General features: G+C 37.2%; 17 protein-coding genes. 8 read left to right on the top strand and 9 right to left on the bottom strand.

Going from position 1 to position 18,909, the window contains the following annotated elements; translation table 11 throughout:
- Window positions 1–3: 3 nt before the first annotated feature.
- The 7 genes from ccoS to MM214_RS02340 are packed head-to-tail and all read left to right on the top strand — an operon-like array spanning window position 4 to window position 6,053.
- Window positions 4–186, top strand: coding sequence for a cbb3-type cytochrome oxidase assembly protein CcoS (ccoS, locus tag MM214_RS02310; RefSeq protein ID WP_241291547.1), 183 nt, complete (start codon window positions 4–6; stop codon window positions 184–186).
- 2 nt (window positions 187–188) lie between these two features.
- On the top strand, window positions 189–2,321 hold the full coding sequence (gene ccoN, locus MM214_RS02315) for a cytochrome-c oxidase, cbb3-type subunit I (protein WP_241291549.1): 2,133 nt from the start codon (window positions 189–191) through the stop codon (window positions 2,319–2,321).
- A gap of 19 nt (window positions 2,322–2,340) precedes the next feature.
- Entirely contained in the window at window positions 2,341–2,532 is a 192-nt protein-coding gene (locus MM214_RS02320) for a cbb3-type cytochrome c oxidase subunit 3 (RefSeq protein WP_241291551.1), read from the top strand.
- On the top strand, window positions 2,519–3,466 hold the full coding sequence (locus MM214_RS02325; protein WP_241291553.1) for a cbb3-type cytochrome c oxidase N-terminal domain-containing protein: 948 nt from the start codon (window positions 2,519–2,521) through the stop codon (window positions 3,464–3,466). Before MM214_RS02320 ends, MM214_RS02325 begins: the two co-directional genes overlap by 14 nt.
- A 12-nt stretch (window positions 3,467–3,478) precedes the next feature.
- Window positions 3,479–4,900: a cytochrome c oxidase accessory protein CcoG gene (gene ccoG, locus MM214_RS02330; RefSeq protein WP_241291556.1), complete on the top strand. Its 1,422-nt coding sequence runs from the start codon at window positions 3,479–3,481 to the stop codon at window positions 4,898–4,900.
- A 22-nt stretch (window positions 4,901–4,922) separates the two neighbouring features.
- Window positions 4,923–5,348: a FixH family protein gene (locus MM214_RS02335; RefSeq protein WP_241291558.1), complete on the top strand. Its 426-nt coding sequence runs from the start codon at window positions 4,923–4,925 to the stop codon at window positions 5,346–5,348.
- Window positions 5,349–6,053, top strand: a complete 705-nt coding sequence (locus MM214_RS02340) for a sulfite exporter TauE/SafE family protein (protein WP_241291561.1) — start codon at window positions 5,349–5,351, stop codon at window positions 6,051–6,053.
- Between the two features lie 64 nt (window positions 6,054–6,117).
- Here the strand turns inward: MM214_RS02340 and hemN are convergent, their stop codons facing one another.
- The 3 genes from hemN to MM214_RS02355 all read right to left on the bottom strand — a co-directional run bounded on the left by hemN (window position 6,118) and on the right by MM214_RS02355 (window position 9,368).
- Entirely contained in the window at window positions 6,118–7,476 is a 1,359-nt protein-coding gene (hemN, locus tag MM214_RS02345; RefSeq protein WP_241291564.1) for an oxygen-independent coproporphyrinogen III oxidase, read from the bottom strand.
- Between the two features lie 95 nt (window positions 7,477–7,571).
- Entirely contained in the window at window positions 7,572–9,029 is a 1,458-nt protein-coding gene (locus tag MM214_RS02350; protein ID WP_241291566.1) for a DUF294 nucleotidyltransferase-like domain-containing protein, read from the bottom strand.
- 147 nt (window positions 9,030–9,176) lie between these two features.
- Window positions 9,177–9,368, bottom strand: a complete 192-nt coding sequence (locus MM214_RS02355; protein ID WP_241291568.1) for a cold-shock protein — start codon at window positions 9,366–9,368, stop codon at window positions 9,177–9,179.
- Between the two features lie 86 nt (window positions 9,369–9,454).
- Between MM214_RS02355 and MM214_RS02360 the strand changes: the two genes are divergently transcribed.
- Entirely contained in the window at window positions 9,455–9,943 is a 489-nt protein-coding gene (locus tag MM214_RS02360) for a SixA phosphatase family protein (protein WP_241291570.1), read from the top strand.
- 258 nt (window positions 9,944–10,201) lie between these two features.
- Here MM214_RS02360 and MM214_RS02365 read toward each other — a convergent pair whose 3' ends face one another.
- From MM214_RS02365 to rseP, 6 genes are all read right to left on the bottom strand, one after another.
- Window positions 10,202–10,930 (bottom strand): SDR family NAD(P)-dependent oxidoreductase, encoded by a 729-nt coding sequence (locus MM214_RS02365; RefSeq protein WP_241291573.1) that lies wholly within the window; start codon window positions 10,928–10,930, stop codon window positions 10,202–10,204.
- A 108-nt stretch (window positions 10,931–11,038) separates the two neighbouring features.
- Window positions 11,039–12,445 (bottom strand): ATP-dependent protease ATPase subunit HslU, encoded by a 1,407-nt coding sequence (hslU, locus tag MM214_RS02370; RefSeq protein ID WP_241291576.1) that lies wholly within the window; start codon window positions 12,443–12,445, stop codon window positions 11,039–11,041.
- 11 nt (window positions 12,446–12,456) lie between these two features.
- Window positions 12,457–13,479, bottom strand: a complete 1,023-nt coding sequence (gene porQ / locus MM214_RS02375) for a type IX secretion system protein PorQ (protein ID WP_241291579.1) — start codon at window positions 13,477–13,479, stop codon at window positions 12,457–12,459.
- A complete protein-coding gene (gene lon / locus MM214_RS02380; protein ID WP_241291582.1) occupies window positions 13,476–15,953 on the bottom strand; it encodes an endopeptidase La in 2,478 nt (825 codons plus the stop codon). The genes porQ and lon overlap by 4 nt, the downstream gene beginning before the upstream one ends.
- 278 nt (window positions 15,954–16,231) lie before the next feature.
- Window positions 16,232–17,374, bottom strand: coding sequence for a hypothetical protein (locus tag MM214_RS02385; RefSeq protein WP_241291584.1), 1,143 nt, complete (start codon window positions 17,372–17,374; stop codon window positions 16,232–16,234).
- 212 nt (window positions 17,375–17,586) lie between these two features.
- Window positions 17,587–18,906 carry an RIP metalloprotease RseP gene (rseP, locus tag MM214_RS02390; protein ID WP_241291587.1) on the bottom strand — a complete coding sequence of 440 codons (1,320 nt, stop codon included), beginning with the start codon at window positions 18,904–18,906 and terminating at the stop codon, window positions 17,587–17,589.
- Window positions 18,907–18,909 lie beyond the last annotated feature (3 nt).

The raw sequence follows: 18,909 nt of genomic DNA on the forward strand, positions 1-18,909 counted from the left end.
CGTATGGAGGTGATATTCATATTGATCGCAGTCAGCTTGATCATGGCAGGGTCATTTCTATTCTTGTTTTTCAAGGCCATGAAATCAGGGCAATTTGAAGATAATCATACGCCAGCTATTCGAATATTATTCGAAAATAACCAATCAAAAAAAGAGAAAAAAGTAAAGTCAACTAAATCGAAATGAGCATGTCAGGAACTACATTAGAAAGGTTCAGTTACGACAATAAGATCGTAAAGTATTTCGGTGTTGCTACCATAGCTTGGGGCATCGTCGGGATGTTAGTTGGGGTATTGGCAGCCACACAGCTGTTTTTGCCCGAGGCTAATTTGGGTAATCCCTACACTACTTTTGGCCGTATCCGGCCTCTGCATACCAATGCAGTCATTTTTGCTTTTGTGGGTAATGCCATATTTGCAGGGGTGTATTATTCTATGCCAAGATTGCTCAAGACACCCATGTGGAGTAAGGCACTTAGCTGGTTTCACTTCTGGGGCTGGCAATTGATTATTCTCTTGGCCGCAGTCACCTTACCGTTGGGTTTGACGACTTCAAAAGAGTATGCAGAATTGGAATGGCCAATTGATATTCTGATTGCAGTAGTTTGGGTTGCTTTCGGAGCAAACATGATAGGATCATTGATCAAAAGAAGAGAAAAGCATATGTATGTTGCAATCTGGTTTTACCTAGCCTCTTTTGTGACGGTAGCTGTGCTTCATATTTTTAATTCACTTGCGCTGCCTGTTTCTTTCTTCAAAAGTTACTCTGCATATGCAGGTGTTCAAGATGCTCTAGTTCAGTGGTGGTATGGACACAATGCAGTTGCATTTTTTCTAACCACACCTTTCTTGGGTTTGATGTATTATTACTTACCCAAAGCTGCAAATAGACCAGTATATTCATATAAGCTGTCAATAGTGCATTTTTGGTCACTCATATTTCTTTACATATGGGCTGGTCCGCATCACTTACTATACACAGCCTTGCCAGAATGGGCGCAGATCCTTGGGGTAGTGTTTTCAATTATGCTAATAGCACCCTCTTGGGGAGGTATGGTCAATGGGCTGTTGACATTGAGAGGAGCTTGGGATAAAGTAAGGGTTGATCCTGTGCTGAAGTTTATGGTCGTGGCAGTCACTGCTTATGGTATGGCGACATTTGAAGGTCCTATGTTGTCACTGAAGAATGTAAATGCTATTGCACATTATACAGATTGGATTGTAGCACACGTGCATATTGGGGGATTGGGCTGGAACGGTTTCTTTACCTTTGCGATGCTATATTGGTTATGGCCAAAAATGTGGAAGACCAATCTATACTCTACAAAATTAGCGAATACACATTTTTGGATGGGAACTATCGGAATTCTTTTCTATGCACTTCCTATGTATGTGGCAGCATTGACACAATCACTCATGTGGAAAGAGTTCACAGATGCAGGCAGGTTGGCTTACCCTAATTTTCTTGAGACCGTAGTGCAGATAGTACCCATGTATATGCTGAGAGCCTTCGGTGGTTTATTGTACTTATCAGGGGTTTTTCTGATGGTTTATAACATGGTCAAGACTGCAAGTCAAGGCAAGTTTGTAGCGGAGGAAGCAGATGAAGCACCCGCACTTGAGAATCATGTAGAGAAGAAGGGGGAATTTTGGCACAGGGCATGGGAACGCAAGCCTGTTTTCTTTACAGTTTTGGCCACAGTTGCTATTTTGATAGGTGGAGCTATTGAGATCATTCCTACCATCTTAGTAAAATCTAATGTGCCTACAATATCTAGCGTGCAGCCATATACCCCATTGGAGCTACAAGGTAGAGACTTGTATATTTCTCATGGATGTGTAGGTTGTCATTCTCAGATGATTAGGCCATTCAGATCAGAGACGGAGAGGTTTGGTGAGTATTCTAAGGCTGGAGAATTTGTCTATGACCGTCCATTCTTGTGGGGATCCAAGCGTACAGGTCCAGATTTGCACAGAGTGGGAGGTAAGTATCCTGACAGCTGGCACTACCATCACATGGTAGATCCGAGAAGTATGTCGCCAGGCTCTTTGATGCCTCCATATCCATGGCTTGAGACGAATATGATGTCTCATGATGATATCCTTGATAAGATCCATACACTGAGAAAGCTGGGAGTACCGTACCCAGAAGATTATGAGCAGGTGGTGATGAAGGAGCTCTGGGAACAGGCAGAAAGGATTACCGAAAACTTGAAATCCTCTGGAGTGGAAGTTTTGCCTCAATCAGAAATCGTAGCTCTTATCGCTTATCTACAGCGCTTAGGTACTGATATCAAAAAGACAACTACAAATCAGCCATAAATCTCAAAAAAGCTAAGCTATGAAAAAGGACATATTGAGTTCTATTGAGAACATCGAAATCTATCCAGTTATTTCCCTTTTGATCTTTGTGATCTTTTTCGTCGGGATGTTCATATGGGTAGTGAAAGCAGATCGTCAGTATATCAATCACATGAAAGATTTGCCATTTGATCATGAATCTAAAAATGCCAATGGAAATGAAAAGATTTAAGAAAGTAATCTTGATGCTAATAGGAGTAATGTTTTCTATTCCTGCTATTGCTCAGACGAGTGAATTGCCATGGGTGATGAAGCTCCAAGAATTGGATGCTAGTGAATTGACGCTGATGATAATTCTTGCGGTAGTGCTAGGGGTAATCATTCTGTTATTGATCTTGATGATCTACTTGATGTCATTTATGGTCACAGTGTTACGACAACAGCAAGGGGTCTCTTCTGTACCTGAATCTACTTGGTGGGATTCTTTCAAAAAGAAGTACATCGTCGGAAAGATGAAACCAGTCGGTAGCAAAGAAGAAAAGGACTTGATGCTAGATCATAGCTATGATGGTATAGTAGAATTGGATAACCACATGCCTCCATGGCTAGCAGGAGTGTTTTATATCACCATTGCGTTTGCTGTGGCATATTTCACATATTATACTGTTTTAGGAATGGGACAGAATCAGATAGAAGAGTATGAGACTGAACTTGCGATAGCAGCGATCAAGGCAGAGGAATACAAAGCACTTGCATTGAGTTCTATTGACGAGCATTCTGTAGTTTTCGATTCATCTACACCTGCTATCAATGCTGGAAAATCAATCTATGAAGCAAATTGTGCAGCGTGCCATGCTGCGGATGGTGGAGGAGGGGTAGGTCCTAATCTTACAGACGAATACTGGCTTCATGGAGGAAATATAGCTGATATTTTCAAAGTTATAAAATATGGCGTTGTAGAGAAAGGTATGATTCCCTGGCAGGATCAATTGAGCCCAGAGCAGATTCAGCAAGTTTCGAGCTATATTCTCACCCTTCAAGGAACTACTCCAGCCAATCCGAAAGAACCTCAAGGTGAAATGTTCGAGCCAGCTATTGAAGAGCCATTAGATGCTTTGACTGAGGATGAATTAGAATTGGTGCCCACAGAGGAGGAAGAAAATTAGAATTACAATAAGATGAGTAGTAAAAAAGGGGCTTTTGACCCAGACAGCTTTAGGGATTCTCTAGGGACAGTTCAGGAGGACGGTAAAAGAAACTGGATTTACCCGAAGAAGGTTTCTGGGAAATTTTACCGTTGGAGAACCTACCTGTCTTGGGTTTTGCTGGCAATTTTATTTGCTGGTCCATTCATCCAAATCGGAGGAAGGCCCTATATGCTATTTAATATTTTCGAGAGAAAATTCATCATCTTCGGGTCAGCATTTTGGCCACAGGATACTCATTTGCTGATCTTTCTTCTATTGATTTTCTTTGTATTCATCATTCTATTTACTGCTGTTTTTGGACGGGTCTTCTGCGGTTGGGCCTGTCCACAAACGCTCTTTATGGAGATGGTTTTTAGAAAAATCGAATATTGGATCGAAGGTGATGCAAATCAGCAGCGTAAACTCAATGCAATGCCTTGGAATTCAGAGAAAATCTGGAAAAAAAGTTCTAAGATGGCGATTTTTACTTTCATTTCTCTATTGATCTCCCATACGGTCATGGCTTATTTGATAGGAGTGGATCAGGTGAAAGAAATCATAAGCCAACCGCCTTCAGCACATTTGTCAGGATTTATTGGGCTGATGGCATTTACGGGAGTGTTTTTATTAGTCTTCTCATGGTTTAGAGAGCAAGCTTGCATAGTAGTCTGTCCTTATGGTAGACTTCAGGGTGTATTGCTCGATGCGAATTCCATCAATGTGACTTATGATCATATCAGAGGTGAACCAAGAGGGATGATCAGGAGAGGTAAATTAGAAGAAACACCAAAAAAAGGTGATTGCATAGATTGTAGTCTTTGCGTCCAAGTTTGCCCCACGGGAATTGATATCAGAAACGGCGTACAGATGGAATGCGTAAACTGTACCGCTTGCATCGATGTCTGTGATGAGGTAATGATCAAAGTGGATAGGCCAAAGGGGCTGATTCGATATGCTTCGGATAATAGTGTGTTGAATCAAACGCAAAGATTATTCACAACAAGAGTAAAGATTTATTCTGTCCTTTTGATGATTCTATTGGGAGCTTTTGTCACATTAATTGCGACTAGAGATGATTTGGGAGCGACAATTACAAGGTTCAGGGGAATGACTTATCAGACAAGAGATACAGGTGAGATTAGCAATTTATATGAAGTTTCGATTATCAACAAAACATTCGCTACCCAGCACATTGAGTTGAAAGCCGAGGATCCTTCATATCAAGTAGAAGTGGTGGGAAGTCATGATTGGACTTTGGAAGGGCAATCTAAGTTTGACGGAAGATTCTTTCTTGTCAAAAATTCAAAAGATATACTAGTAAACCAAGATAATGTGGTGCTACTACTACTTCAAAATGGAGAAGTTATTGACAAGATTAAGACAAGTTTTGTAGGGCCGATTTTAAAAGAATAAATAGCTGATAAAGGTAAAAAATATGGACTGGGGAAAAGGAATAGTTATCGTGATTGCTGTATTTGTAATGTTTATGGCAGGACTAGTTACCATATGTGTAAAACAGGATGATATACATTTGGTTACGCAAAATTATTACGAAGAAGAAATCAAGTATCAAGATCAAATTGATAAAATTGTCAATGCAAACTCATTGGACTATGAAGTATTGACTTACAACACACAGGTCAAAAAAGTGATAATGAACTTACCTTTAGGGTCAAAGGGAACATTACATCTTTTTAGACCATCAGATGCTCGGTTGGATAAGAAGATTGATTTTCAAATGTTAAATAAAGATGAAAACACCATAGATGTTTCTTCATTGAAATCAGGCTATTGGAAGGTGAAATTGACTTGGGAAGAGAATGGAGTAGCGTATTATGAAGAGAAAAAAATCACCATCTAAATGATTTGGACTGCACTTATATTAGGGTTTTTGGGTTCTTTCCATTGTCTAGGGATGTGTGGACCTATTGCTTTGGTGGTTTCTGCCAAGGATAATAATCCTTTTCTCCGAAACAAAATCATCTATAATCTTGGAAGGACAATCACTTATTCTTTATTGGGTGTAGTCATCGGAATGATAGGATTTTCATTGGCTTTGGCAGGAATACAGCAATGGGTTTCTATCATAATGGGGGGTGTTATTTTGTTAATGTCATTTTTTTACAAACGTTCTGAGCGGATTATTGCACAATCTGGATTGTTTGGAGCAGTTTATAAGCTGAAATCTTCCTTGGGATATTTCTTAAAAAAAGGTGGAAGCCCAGCCTTTTTTGCATCGGGCTTGTTAAATGGATTATTACCTTGTGGGATGGTATACATCGCCTTGATTGCATCATTAGCTTTGCAAAGTCCAATTTTAGGTGCTGTTTACATGTTTTTCTTTGGCATAGGGACTGTTCCTATGCTGATTGGTGTGATGGTTTCTGGAAAAATCCTTTCCCTGAAAATTCGGAAAAAACTTACTGCTGCTTTACCATACTTCGCAATGTTTATAGGTGTCTTGTTTATTGTTAGAGGCTTGGGCTTGGGAATTCACTATGTAAGTCCAAAGCTGCAAGTATTTGATTATGGCAGTGAGCAGGTAGAGGTTACGATGTGTAGATAAACAGGACAGTTTCACCTTTTGAAAGGTGAAACTGGGGAAAAAATAATATAAAATCAATTTTAAATCAGATCACTTTACTAAAACCAAAAAGCTTCTCTTCATTTTCTTGCATTCTTTCGTCGAATATACTGCAAATGTTCCGAATAAATGGTTGTCCTTTAGCTAATACTTTGAGACCATTTGAATTGTACTTGATCAGTCCTTCATTTTGAAAGGTATTGAGTTTTGTTAGGTTAATTTTATTGACTTGTTGAAGAAATGACTTGCTCCAGGATACACTTTGGTTGCAAATCAGAGAGAGGATCATTTCTCTGTTTTGAATATCTTTGTAGGACATCATGTGACTTTTTGAAGCGGTGAGTAGATGATTGTCAATTTGATCTTGGTAGATTTTTATATCCTTTGCATTCTGCTTATATGCGTAGTGAATGTCTGATATTGCACTATTCCCAAGGCCGATGAGTATCTTGGAAGGTGAGGTGGTGTACCCCATGAAATTACGATGCAAAGTTTTGTTAGTTTTTGCTATAGAAAGTGGATCATTTGGCTTAGCAAAATGATCCATTCCTATTTCCATATATCCCATGGAAGACAGTATCTCCCTACCTCTTTCATAGAGAGCTCTTTTTTCAGCTTCATGGGGGAGGTGTGATTCATAAGATTTCTGTGCTGGAAATACAGTCGGTAAATGTGCGTAACTATAAAAAGCTATTCGATCAGGGCTTAACTTTTTAACTTTTTCTAAAGTATCAGAAATCGTGGACAAAGTTTGGAAAGGCAAACCATAAATCAAATCGAAGTTTACAGATTCGTATCCGATTTGTTTGGCATTTTCAGTAGCTTCTTTGACTCTTTCAAACGGCTGAATTCTATGTATTGCTTTTTGCACTTCCAAATTGAAATCTTGGATACCATAACTTACTCTCTTAAACCCCAATTTATACAAGGTCTTTAGATGATCTATGGTGGTGTTGTTGGGGTGTCCTTCGAAGCTTAGCTCAGCATTTTCTGATAGTTCTGCTTGTCCTAAGATGTGTTCCAAAATACTTTTTAAAGTTTCTGGAGAAAAAAATGTAGGAGTTCCACCACCCAGGTGTATGGTAGCTATTCTGGGGCTTCGACCAAAGATCTTCATATACATGTCCCATTCCTTCATAAGCGAATTTTTATAAGGAGATTCGACAGCATGATTTTTTGTGATTCGCTTATTGCAACCACAATATGTACAAAGGCTTTCACAGTATGGAAGGTGAATATACAGCGAAATACCCTCTTTGAGTCCAAAATCTTGATATGCTTTTTTTACCAAAATTGCCCAATTCCCTTCTTTTAGGTCATTTTGCCAAAGCGGGACAGTGGGGTATGAGGTATACCTTGGAGCAGGTACATTATACTTTTTGATAAGTGCTTCTTGTGTTTGCATATGTCTTAAGATCTCTGATTAGAAGAGACAAAAATGCATGCTAAAGGATAAGAAAAAGATGATTAAAAAAGGTCAATTATATGATAAAAGTCATATTAAAAAATATTTCTGGTAAATTCCACTTTGATTTTGAGTTGGAATTCTTTGATTACCTTGAATATTTCTACCAAAGTGACTAATTGGACCTTAGTAAGTTCATTGATACTGACATAATTTTCAGGATTTTTCTCTTGATCCATAATGCTTAGAGCTTGCTTTTCAAGCCTGAGAGACATCAGGTAATAATAAGCATGGCTAAGTTCTTGTGCTTCTTTGTCAGTGAACACACCGGCATGATTAAGTGCCGTGATTCTTCTACCCGTATTCGTTTCAAAAATTCTATTTTTTAATGCAAAAATTCTAGCAAGGTCTACAATCGGACTCATGGTTTTTTTGATGTCAAAGTATTTTTCTCCCTCTATTTTGAAAGTTCGTATGTTTTTGAGAAATGTAAGTGGTGGCTCAAATTGCAATGAATTGTTGCCCATATTCATAAAAAACCTTTCAGTTGGATTTTGTAATTGAGTATCCATGAATGTTTTGAGCTCTTCGAGTAAAGAGAATTCACCATAAATGGCCCGGCAATCAAAGAAAGTGGAGTATTTCATGGCAGTCTCTTGAGAGGGTTCCTGAATCCAGCTCTCATAGTTTCTTTTCCAATGAGAAAGGGAGTGAGTCCATTTAGGATTTTTGGCCATGAGACCTCCCTGACAAAAGCTAAATCCAATTCTATCAAGATCAGTAGAAACTCTTTCCGCAAAATCAAGGAAATAGGTACGAACTAGTTCACGCTGCTCATTGGCCTTGTCTTCATAGATGATAGCATTATCTTGGTCAGTTTTTAAGGTTTGTTCTCCTCTTCCTTCACTTCCTAACACAAAGAATACGAATTTGGCTGGAGGCATGCCGATTTCTCTTATTGTATTCTCAATCACCCTAAGGGCTATAGTGTCAGATACAGTTGTGATGATTTGATTGATGATTTCAGCTTTGAGCCCATTGGTAACTAGTTGATGAATGATTTTTGGAACTTGATTCCACTTTTCTTTAAGCTCATCTACATCTAGCGCTTGCTTTACAGATTGTATAAAAATAAAAGGTCCTTGAGATTGTTCTGTTAGTATTTTGTTTCTACTGATCCATCCTACATACTGATCCATGTTTTTTACTAATAAGTACCTCGTTTTTGTTTGAAACATCAAAAGCAAGGCCTCATATAGAAAAGCTGATTCAGAAATAGCCACAATACCCCTATCCATTACTTCGACGATAGCTGTGGTGGGATCGAGTTTGGTTGCTATTACTTTATCACGTAAAGTAATATCCGTCACGAAACCCATAATGTCTTGATCGTCATTACCAATAAAAAGACAGGAGATTTTTTCTTTAGCCATGATCTGCGCTGCTTCGAATATAGGCGTATGTGAAGGACATTTCCGTAGATTCCTATGATGCAAGTCTCCAACTTTTTTGGAGTAAAATTTGTCTGCTTGAATATCTGTGGGCCGAATCATCTTAAAATTAAATACAATGATGAAAATAGAGAAAAAAAATATAATTGACTAATTTGCTGTAAGCAATATGCTCAAGAAGTGTATAAAATAAAAATGGGATAATGAATCAATTCATTATCCCATTTTAGGCCTGATTTTAACAAGATGTTAAGCTTTTTTTACATTGATTGCATTAGGGCCTTTTTTGCCTTCTTTGACATCAAATGTTACTTTGTCATCTTGTGCTACTTTGTCTACTAAGCCTGTAGCGTGAACGAATACGTCGCTTTGAGTATCATCATCAATGATGAAACCGAAACCCTTTGCGTCATTGTAGAATTTTACTATACCGGTGAGCATGAATATTAAAATTATGTGGTTAAATCTTTGATAAATGTAAATAAATTGCAGAAACTATCAAAAAATAATTTTCAAAAATTGGCATTATGAAAAAGTTAATACTTGTAAGACATGCAAAATCATCTTGGGATAATCCATTTTTGGATGATCATAGCAGACCACTTTCAGCGAGAGGATACAGGGATGCTCCTAAGATGGCACAGCGATTGAAGCGCAAGGCAATTATTCCCGATTATATGCTGGTTTCTGATTCTATAAGGACAGTAAGTACAGCTAGAATTTTTGCTCAAAATCTTAGGGTGACGGAGAGTCAAATTCATTATAAAACTGAGCTATATCATGCGAGTCATTTTGGTATATTAGATGTGATCAAACTAGTTCCAAATCATGTCGAAAAACTATGTTTAGTGGGGCATAATCCGGGATTCAATGATTTGTTGAATTTTTTTGGATTTGAATTAAACAATTTGCCAACTTGTGGAGTAGTTATATTTGAAGCAGAATTGAATTCATGGAATTCAATCTCTCCTAAAAAAGTTAAGTTTTTTGATTATGATTTTCCCAAAAATTCCTGATTTTAATCATTGTTTAGGACAGGTATTTAAGACGTATTATAATTGATTTTATAGTAGGATCAGATTGTTCAAATCCAAAAAAGTAGAGGTAAATGTTTATAAATTGTAAATAAAATACATCTTTTTGAGTATATTGTAATATTGGAATAGTTCAAAATTTTATTCACGAATAGAAAGTGAAGAAAAATTATTTTTTTTTGAAACTAAGTTGATATTTGGCTTTAAATGGATTCCTATTTAAATTTATTTTCAATTTTTTTAAATTTTTCTTACATCTAAGAGTACACTTTCGAACTTTTGATAATCAGATATTACTTGTAGAATTTTTTCTGCAGCTTCTTTTGGAGAGCTCAAATTGTTTTGTTTTTTAAGATTTTTAAATTTTTCAAGGTTAGAAAATCCTGAGTTGGGGGCAGATCTTATGTTTTTTTGCATTTCAGTATCCACTACACCAGGTGAAACAGCGAAAACTTTGATTCCATTTCCTGCTTGATCAGCTTCAGCTTGAGCAATTTTGCTCAGCATATTCAAAGAGGCTTTTGTTGATGAATAACCTGACCATCCGTCAATTACTTTTTCGGCAGCACCTGAGCTGATATTGATGATGATTTTAATGGATTTTAGGTCAGCATAATGTCTAAAATATTCATTCATCAATATGGCTGGAGCTACTGTATTGATTTTATAGATATCAGAGATACTTTTGTGACTAAGTTTTCCGAAGTGATTTATTTCCCCTATCCAGCCAGCATTATTGATTAGCACAACCTTCTCAAAATCATCTTTTAGAAATATCTTGTCCAAGTGCTGAACCAGTTGATCAAAGCTGCCTAAGTCAATTTCAAAATGAGTCACATTTGATAAGGATATGTTCGATTGACTTCTAGAAATACTAATTATTGTGTTTTCATTATTATTGGATAGTAATTGAAGAAGGGCTTCACCGATGCCTTTACTCGTTCCAGTGATGATAAATAAAGATTTCATGTCAATATTTTGGGTTTGATTTTTTTTAAAGATAAATGACCTCTTCGATTGAGAAATAATGGGAAGCAAAACCAAAGGGCTACTTTTTTGCAAGTAGCCCTTTGGTTATTATAATATAAATTGAGATAGATCTCTGTTTTTTACCAAAACACTCAACCTTTCATTGACCATTTCTTTTGTGATCATGATTTTGGAATTGGCTTCAATGGTATCTGGCACTTCGAACAAGAAATCATTGAGAAGATGACTCATGACAGTATGAAGCCTTCTTGCTCCAATATTTTCTACTTCCTCGTTGATTTGAAAAGCAAGCTTAGCGATCTCTTTAATAGATTCTTCATTGAATTCTAGGTATACCTCTTCAGTTTCAAAAAGAGCTTGGTATTGCTTAGTAAGGGCATTTTTAGGGTCTTTTAGAATTTTATAAAAATCTCCTTCAGTAAGACTATTTAATTCTACCCTGATTGGGAATCTGCCTTGGAGCTCCGGTATCAAGTCAGAAGGCTTGGATACATGAAAAGCTCCTGCGGCTATAAATAAGACGTGATCAGTATTGATAATACCATACTTGGTGTTGACAGCAGAGCCTTCTACGATAGGGAGGAGGTCTCTTTGTACACCTTCTCTGGATACATCAGGTCCGCCAGAGGACTTACTTGACTTTGATGCAATTTTGTCGATTTCATCTATAAATATGATGCCGTTGTTTTCGGCCAGTTTTATAGCTTCTTCTTTAACTTCATCAAAATCTATCAGCTTACTTGCTTCTTCTTCGAGAAGGACCTTTCTAGCCTCGGCTATAGTGACTTTCCGCTTTTTGCTGCGCTTAGGCATCATGCCACTGATCATGTCCTGAAGTCCTGCCATACTAGCATCGTCCATCATGCCATTTCCTATCATTCCAATACCTACAGGTGGGCTTTGCTTCACATTGATCTCGATTTTTCTATCCTCCATTTCTCCATTTCGGAGTTTTTCCCTAAACCTCTCTCTGGTTCGTTCATTTAGCTCTTCATCAGTCGAATTGCTAGGATCAAATTTATCAGTAGACGAATTAGTCTCCATTTTCCCAAATCCCGACACTTTTACAGGCGGGATAAGGATGTCAAGGATAGTTTCTTCGACAGCAGCAGCGGCCTTTTCTTTGACTTCTTCATTTTTTTGAGCTTGAACCAGATGGACAGACTGTTCCACTAGGTCTCTCACCATACTTTCTACGTCTCTACCTACATAACCTACTTCGGTAAATTTCGAAGCTTCTACTTTGGTGAAGGGGGCGTTGGCTATTTTTGCAAGTCTTCTAGCAATCTCCGTTTTTCCCACTCCTGTAGAACCTATCATCAATATATTGTTAGGTACGATATCTTTTTGGATGTCTGACTTTACCATCAATCGTCTGATCCGATTTCTCAATGCTATTGCTACATTTCTTTTGGCATCGTGTTGACCGATTATGTATTTGTCTAGTTCAGCTACGATTTGCTTTGGTGTCAAATCTTTAAAATCACTTCTCATATTTTTGCGTTTTAGAACGATCTTTTCTTATTGTTTATAATGCTACTCACTCCAATTACATTTGATCCGCCAGGCACGTGATAAAACATTCGAGCATATGAAAATTCAAATTCTTTCATTTTGAAAGCGAATCCACCTGTAAAACCAGCTGCTCCAGATCCATTGTTAGATTCAAATTCACTTCTTATCAAATGATTGTATCCAAATTGTAGATTAAAGTTTTCGGAAGGTAAAATTTCAATTCCTAAAATAGCCCTTCTGAATGCTTTTTGAACAAAAGCGTTAGCTCTTCCCTCATAAGTAATGTTCGGATTGTAAAAATCCATCTCTCTTGCTTGAAGATTCCTTAGCGTAAAATGAAAACGGAAAGGTGCGTATTGAGGTTTGAAACTTGCCCCTATTCGAACATCAGTAGGAAGCTGAAGGTTTTGGTTATCAATGTAGTTTTTTAAATTTAATCCTATATTTCTTAAATTCAATCCTAGCACTAAGTCTTGAGAGGGATGTAAGTAATTGACCCCGAAGTCAATTGCAAGCGCATATGCCTGAAAGCTATCCAAGACGGAAGCCATCAATTTGACACTTCCTCCATAACTAAAAACCCCAGTATATTTGGTATATGATGAGGTTATTGCATATTCATTTGCCAGAAAATTATTTGTCGGCAATCCTAATTCATCAAAACCTTCTAGTTCACCATAATTAAAATACTGAATGCCGACACCAATGATTCCATTAGAAAATCCGCTAAAGCTATACCCCAACGTGGCAGCATGGATACCTCCTGGAAAATTCAAATAATGCAATGCTGGACGCCTTATGTTACTACTATCCAAAAGAGCAGGATTCGACAGGAACATCAAAGGGTCTTTTTGAGCAGTTATATTCACACCCCCCAAGGAAGCCAATCGGGTATAGGTCGGATGGTCAACAAACTGATATGCTGCGTGGCTAGATTGTCCCTTAAGATCCTGCTGGCTGATAAGCATAGCTCCCAGCAGGATCACAAGGATATGTGACCACCTCGATTTCAATTTTTTGAATTGTCATCTGTAAATGTAAACTTCATTGGGTCTTGCACTTTTGTCTTCATCAAGGCTACTTCCAAAACCTCGTCCACATTATCTACATAATGAAAAGTAATGCCTTTGAGATATTGTTCATCGATCTCATCGATATCTCTTTGGTTTTTATTGCAAAGTACAATTTCCTTTATGCCAGATCGTCTTGCTGCCAGGATTTTTTCTTTAATACCCCCGACAGGCATCACCTTACCTCTAAGTGTAATTTCTCCAGTCATAGCGATTTTTGCCTTAACTTTCCGTTGAGTATAAAGTGAAGTAATGGCTGTAAGTATGGTGATCCCTGCTGATGGGCCATCTTTTGGCACAGCTCCAGCAGGCACGTGAATGTGTAGGTCATATTGATCAAAAACTCTATAGTCTATACCATACTTTTCAGCTCTGGATTTCAAATAAGATAATGCAGTAATGGCTGACTCTTTCATTACATCACCTAACTGTCCTGAAAGTGTGAGTTTTCCCTTGCCTCTGCTAAGTGCAGATTCTATGAATAAGATCTCTCCACCTACAGAAGTCCAAGCCAAGCCAGTGACTACTCCAGCCACACTATTGTCTTGGTATATTTCTTTGTCAAAGATCTCACCTCCTAATATTTTTCGGACTGCCTGAGTCGATATTTTTTTCGAATAAGTCTCTTCCATGGCTATGGATTTGGCTACGTTACGGACTACTTTACCGATTGCCCTCTCTAGACTTCTTACACCTGACTCTCTGGTGTAATCTTCGATAATTTTTGCAATTGCTGCATTGTCAAAAGTCAAATCTTTAGCTTTCAGTCCATGCTCTTTCCTTTGTTTTGGGATCAAGTGTTTCTTAGCAATCTCTTGCTTTTCTTCCATGGTGTAGCCTGTCACTTCAATGATTTCCATTCTGTCTCTAAGAGCAGGTTGTATAGACTCCAGTGAGTTTGCCGTAGCAATAAACAATACTTTGGAAAGATCATATTCAACTTCTAAATAGTTGTCAGTAAAAGAGCTGTTCTGCTCTGGATCCAGAACTTCCAGAAATGCAGAAGAAGGATCACCTCTGAAGTCAGAGCTTAGCTTGTCGATTTCATCCAAAACATAGACAGGATTACTTGTCTTTACTTTTTTCATGTTTTGAATGATCTTACCAGGCATAGCTCCTACGTAGGTTTTTCTATGACCTCTGATCTCAGCCTCATCGTGTACACCTCCTAGCGACATCCTGACATATTTTCTACCCAATGCCTTCGCAATAGACTTTCCAAGAGATGTCTTTCCTACCCCAGGAGGGCCATACAAGCATAGGATTGGGCCTTTGAGATCATCTTTAAGTTTGAGAACGGCAAGGTATTCTATGATTCTTTCTTTTACTTTTTCAAGTCCATGATGATCCTTATCCAATATACTTTTGGCTCTTTTCAGATCAAAGTTATCAGAAGTGAATTCATTCCATGGCAGTTCAACTAACGTTTCAGCATAGTTGAGAGCGATTGGATATTCAGCTGCGGAGGGATTGATTCGTAATATCTTATCAAGCTCTTTATTGAAATGGCGAGCCACTGAACTAGGCCATTTCTTTTTAAGACTTTTTAAGCGTAACTCCTCTACCTCCTTTTCAGGACCTTCTTCTCCAAGTTCAGTTTGGAGTACTTTCATCTGCTGTCTCAAAAAATAATCACGCTGCTGCTGATCAATGTCCGTATGTACTTTTTTCTGAATTTCACTTTTGATTTCTAACATTTGAATGTCTTTCATCATGAATTCCAAAAGCAAAGTAGCCCTCTCTATTCCATCGTTGATTTCCAATAATCTTTGCTTAGACTCTACTGAAGCATTGATATTGGAGGATAGAAAATGAGTCAGGAATGGTGTGTTGTCAATATTATCAAGTGCAACTTGTGCCTCTTGTGGGATTTCAGGATTTAAATGAAGAATTTTAGCCGCAGCTTCTTTTAGAGATTCTTCAAGTGCCTCAATTTTTTTATTGTTTTTAGGGAAGCTTTCTTCCATATAAGCGACTTTCGCCACGAAATATGGGTCATCTGTTACTGTCTCAGTAATTTGAAATCTTTTTTTGCCTTGGATAATGATTGTGGTATTTCCGTCGGGAAGCACAATCATTTTGATAATTTTGGCTAAAGTTCCCACATGGTAGATGTCTTCCCATGCCGGATCATCATTGTTTGGATTTATTTGAGCACAGACACCAATGTATTTGTTGCCTCGTTGAGCTTTTTTTACAAGTTTGATAGAACGTTGTCTTCCCACGGTGATAGGTATCACTACTCCAGGGAATAGAACGGTGTTTCTAACTGACAAAATTGGGATTTGATCTGGTAAGTTTTCTTGCTGGCTGGCATCATCAGCTTCATCATCCGTGATTAACTGAATAAGTTCACCTTCGCTTGCAAATTCTCCGACCATAAGTGATTGATATAATTTATTTTCGAAATTGTTCATAAAGGACAATATGACAGGTAAGCTGCCATGTTAATAAGGTACAATAAGAAAGAACCTTCAATTTAGAAGGTTCTTGTTAATAATTCAATGCTTATGCCAAGGTTATTTTGATGGCATATTGTCATGAAATTACTTTTTTAGAAAGTTAATTTCGTTTGTTAAGTTTTTATCCCTTTGTAGTCTTTTATACATGTCAAAAACTTCTTCTAGTTTAAAGAAGTAAAGCCATAAATTGAAATTTATTTATGTTTGGATTCCTGAGGGATTGATTTTATTTTTTATTTTCTTTTTAAAAAAGAATAACCAATAAAGAAATTTGTATTGTATTGATCTAACTCTACAAATCTAGATAAGCTTATATATGAGTTTCTAGGCATATACTCCAAGTCTAATTCGGTAAATATCTTTCCTGTTTTGCTTTTGTACAAGATAGCTCCAAATTTGAGTCCCAAACCCATTGTAAATGAGTTAAGGTTATATACCTCATTTTCATAAAACTGCTTAGAACCATTTCGCTTATTGATTGATTCATAACTTGAGGATTGAACATTGAGTCGATTGATCCTTGACAATAAACCACCTCCAGTATAAAATTCAATTTTCTCAGTTCTTATAAATGAGTAATTCAAATACATTTGGCCTAAAAGACTTTTGGTTGTGTACTCTGTTGTTCCATTATAGATAGCATAAATATCTGTTGTGTAATGAAAGTCCAGAACATTAGATTGGGTGTTTGCTCCAATTAAAAAATCAATAGAAACTCTCTTAAGTTTTCTTAGTTCATCTAGCCTAAGACCTGCCAAAAATATAGGGCTTAAGTTGCTTTTTTTATCTAGTTCTATTGGATTATCACCCCAAGAGTTTTTAAATCTTGAAATACCAAAACCAGCCTTAGCAATGTAATTTAGTTTGATGTTATTTCGATTATCAACAAATATATTGAAGTCTGAGTTTTCACAAGTTAAATATGTGGACAGTATTTTGACTAAAGCTTTTTCATTTAAAGGAATATTCTGCAAATTTGATTCTATTTTCCCCCTACATTCACCTTGTAAAGCATAACTCAGTATATAAAGGTGATGCTTATTATCCTTATGATGTTGTTTGGAATTTGATAGTTCTTCTTTATGAAGTGGAAAGATTTCCCCTTTTTTGTCTTCTAAATAAAACTTATCCAAAAGCTTATAGAGTTTTAATTCTCCGTCAAAGATTAGTCTAGTAAATTGACTATTTGAGTCGACTTCTTTGGAACCAAGATCTTTAATTATGAATTTTTCATTATAGTCAAAATGGAAGCTACTTAAATCACCTGTACTGAGAATCATTTCTTTATTTTCAATGAATAGCTTTATTGAGTTTGAAGATGCTTTTGGGTTATATTGAATGTGGCCTTTTAAGGTTGAGCCATCTTTCAGTACCACAGTGCCTTTTGGGAAGGGTTCTTCTTGTGCTATCACATGATTGTACGAATATAAGCTTAATATTAAAACCAAGCTAACAAAGGTGGAAACTCTAATCATAAATTTGGTTTAAATGCCACCAATGCTACTCAAATTTGTTGAATAAAAAAATAGATCAATGAAGTTTTTCATTGATCTACTAAATAATTTTTATTAATGTTAAATAAAGTGAATTACCCTCCAGTGAATAATTTCAAAATATCATTTCCTATTGCAAAAACCATAAGAGCCAAAAGCATAACCATACCTACTTTCTGTGCATTTTCCAAGAATTTTTCGGAAGGGGTTTTGCCTGATATCATTTCATAAAGTAAGAAAACTACATGACCACCATCTAAAGCAGGAATAGGTAGTAAATTCATAAAGGCGAGGATCATAGAGATCAAACCTGTGATGCTCCAGAATTTTGTCCAATCCCATTGATTACCATAAATTTTAGCCATTCCTATTGGTCCAGATACGTTTTTGGTGGATACTTCACCTGTAAACATTCTTCCCAGTGCCTTTGCATTGATGATCACAACTCCAAAAGCTCGCTCTGTGCCTTTTACTATGGATTCACTGAAACCATATCTGTTAGTGACAGGATCTAGAAGTGGAGCTATTTGAATTCCAATGAGACCTTCTTCATTTACAGCTAGCGTTTTTTCTATTTCTGTGTTATTTCGAAGGATTCTTACCGAAGCTGTAGAGCCTGCATTATTGGCTAGATTACGCTGAAGTTCATTGAAGTAAAAAATTTCATTTTCATTGATAGCGATGATTTTGTCACCTTTTTCGATCCCAGCTGCTGCCGCCTCTCCACCTTTGGATACATCAACTATTTCAAACGGCATTCTAATGTTGATAAACTTTGACAAGCTTTCTTCATTGGAAAAGGAATTTATAAAACCTCTTGGGATATCTATCCTGATGATCTCTCCATCTCTCTCTACAGTGTAGTATCCATCTGTGCTAAGCAATGCCTCTCCACTGCTTAGGTCTCCTAAACTCCTGTAAGGTTGTCCATTGATATCTAATACCTTATCACCATCTTGAAATCCAATTTGCTTTCCAATATCATAAGCCACTATACCATGTTCGATAACTTGCTCTTGTGAATAGTAAGTCTCACCTTTTTGGTATACAAGTACTACAAATATTAATATACCAGTGATCACATTGACGATGATACCACCAAGCATCACAATCAAACGCTGCCAAGCTGGTTTTGCTCTAAATTCCCAAGGTTGTGGTTCTGAAGCCAATTGTTCAGTGTCCATGGATTCGTCTACCATCCCGGAGATTTTGACAAAACCACCCAAAGGAATGGCACCAATAGAGTATTCTGTTTCACCCCATTGGAATCCAATGATTTTTGGCGGAAAACCTATCGAGAATTTCTCTACTCTCATACCAAACATCTTTGCAGTAAGCAAATGTCCTAGCTCGTGCAATCCAACTAAAATCGATAGACCTAACAAAAGTTGACCTACCATGATTAATGTATCCATTAT

Origin of the sequence: Belliella kenyensis, from assembly GCF_022549675.1 — a bacterium.
In the GTDB taxonomy this organism is placed as follows: domain Bacteria; phylum Bacteroidota; class Bacteroidia; order Cytophagales; family Cyclobacteriaceae; genus Belliella; species Belliella kenyensis.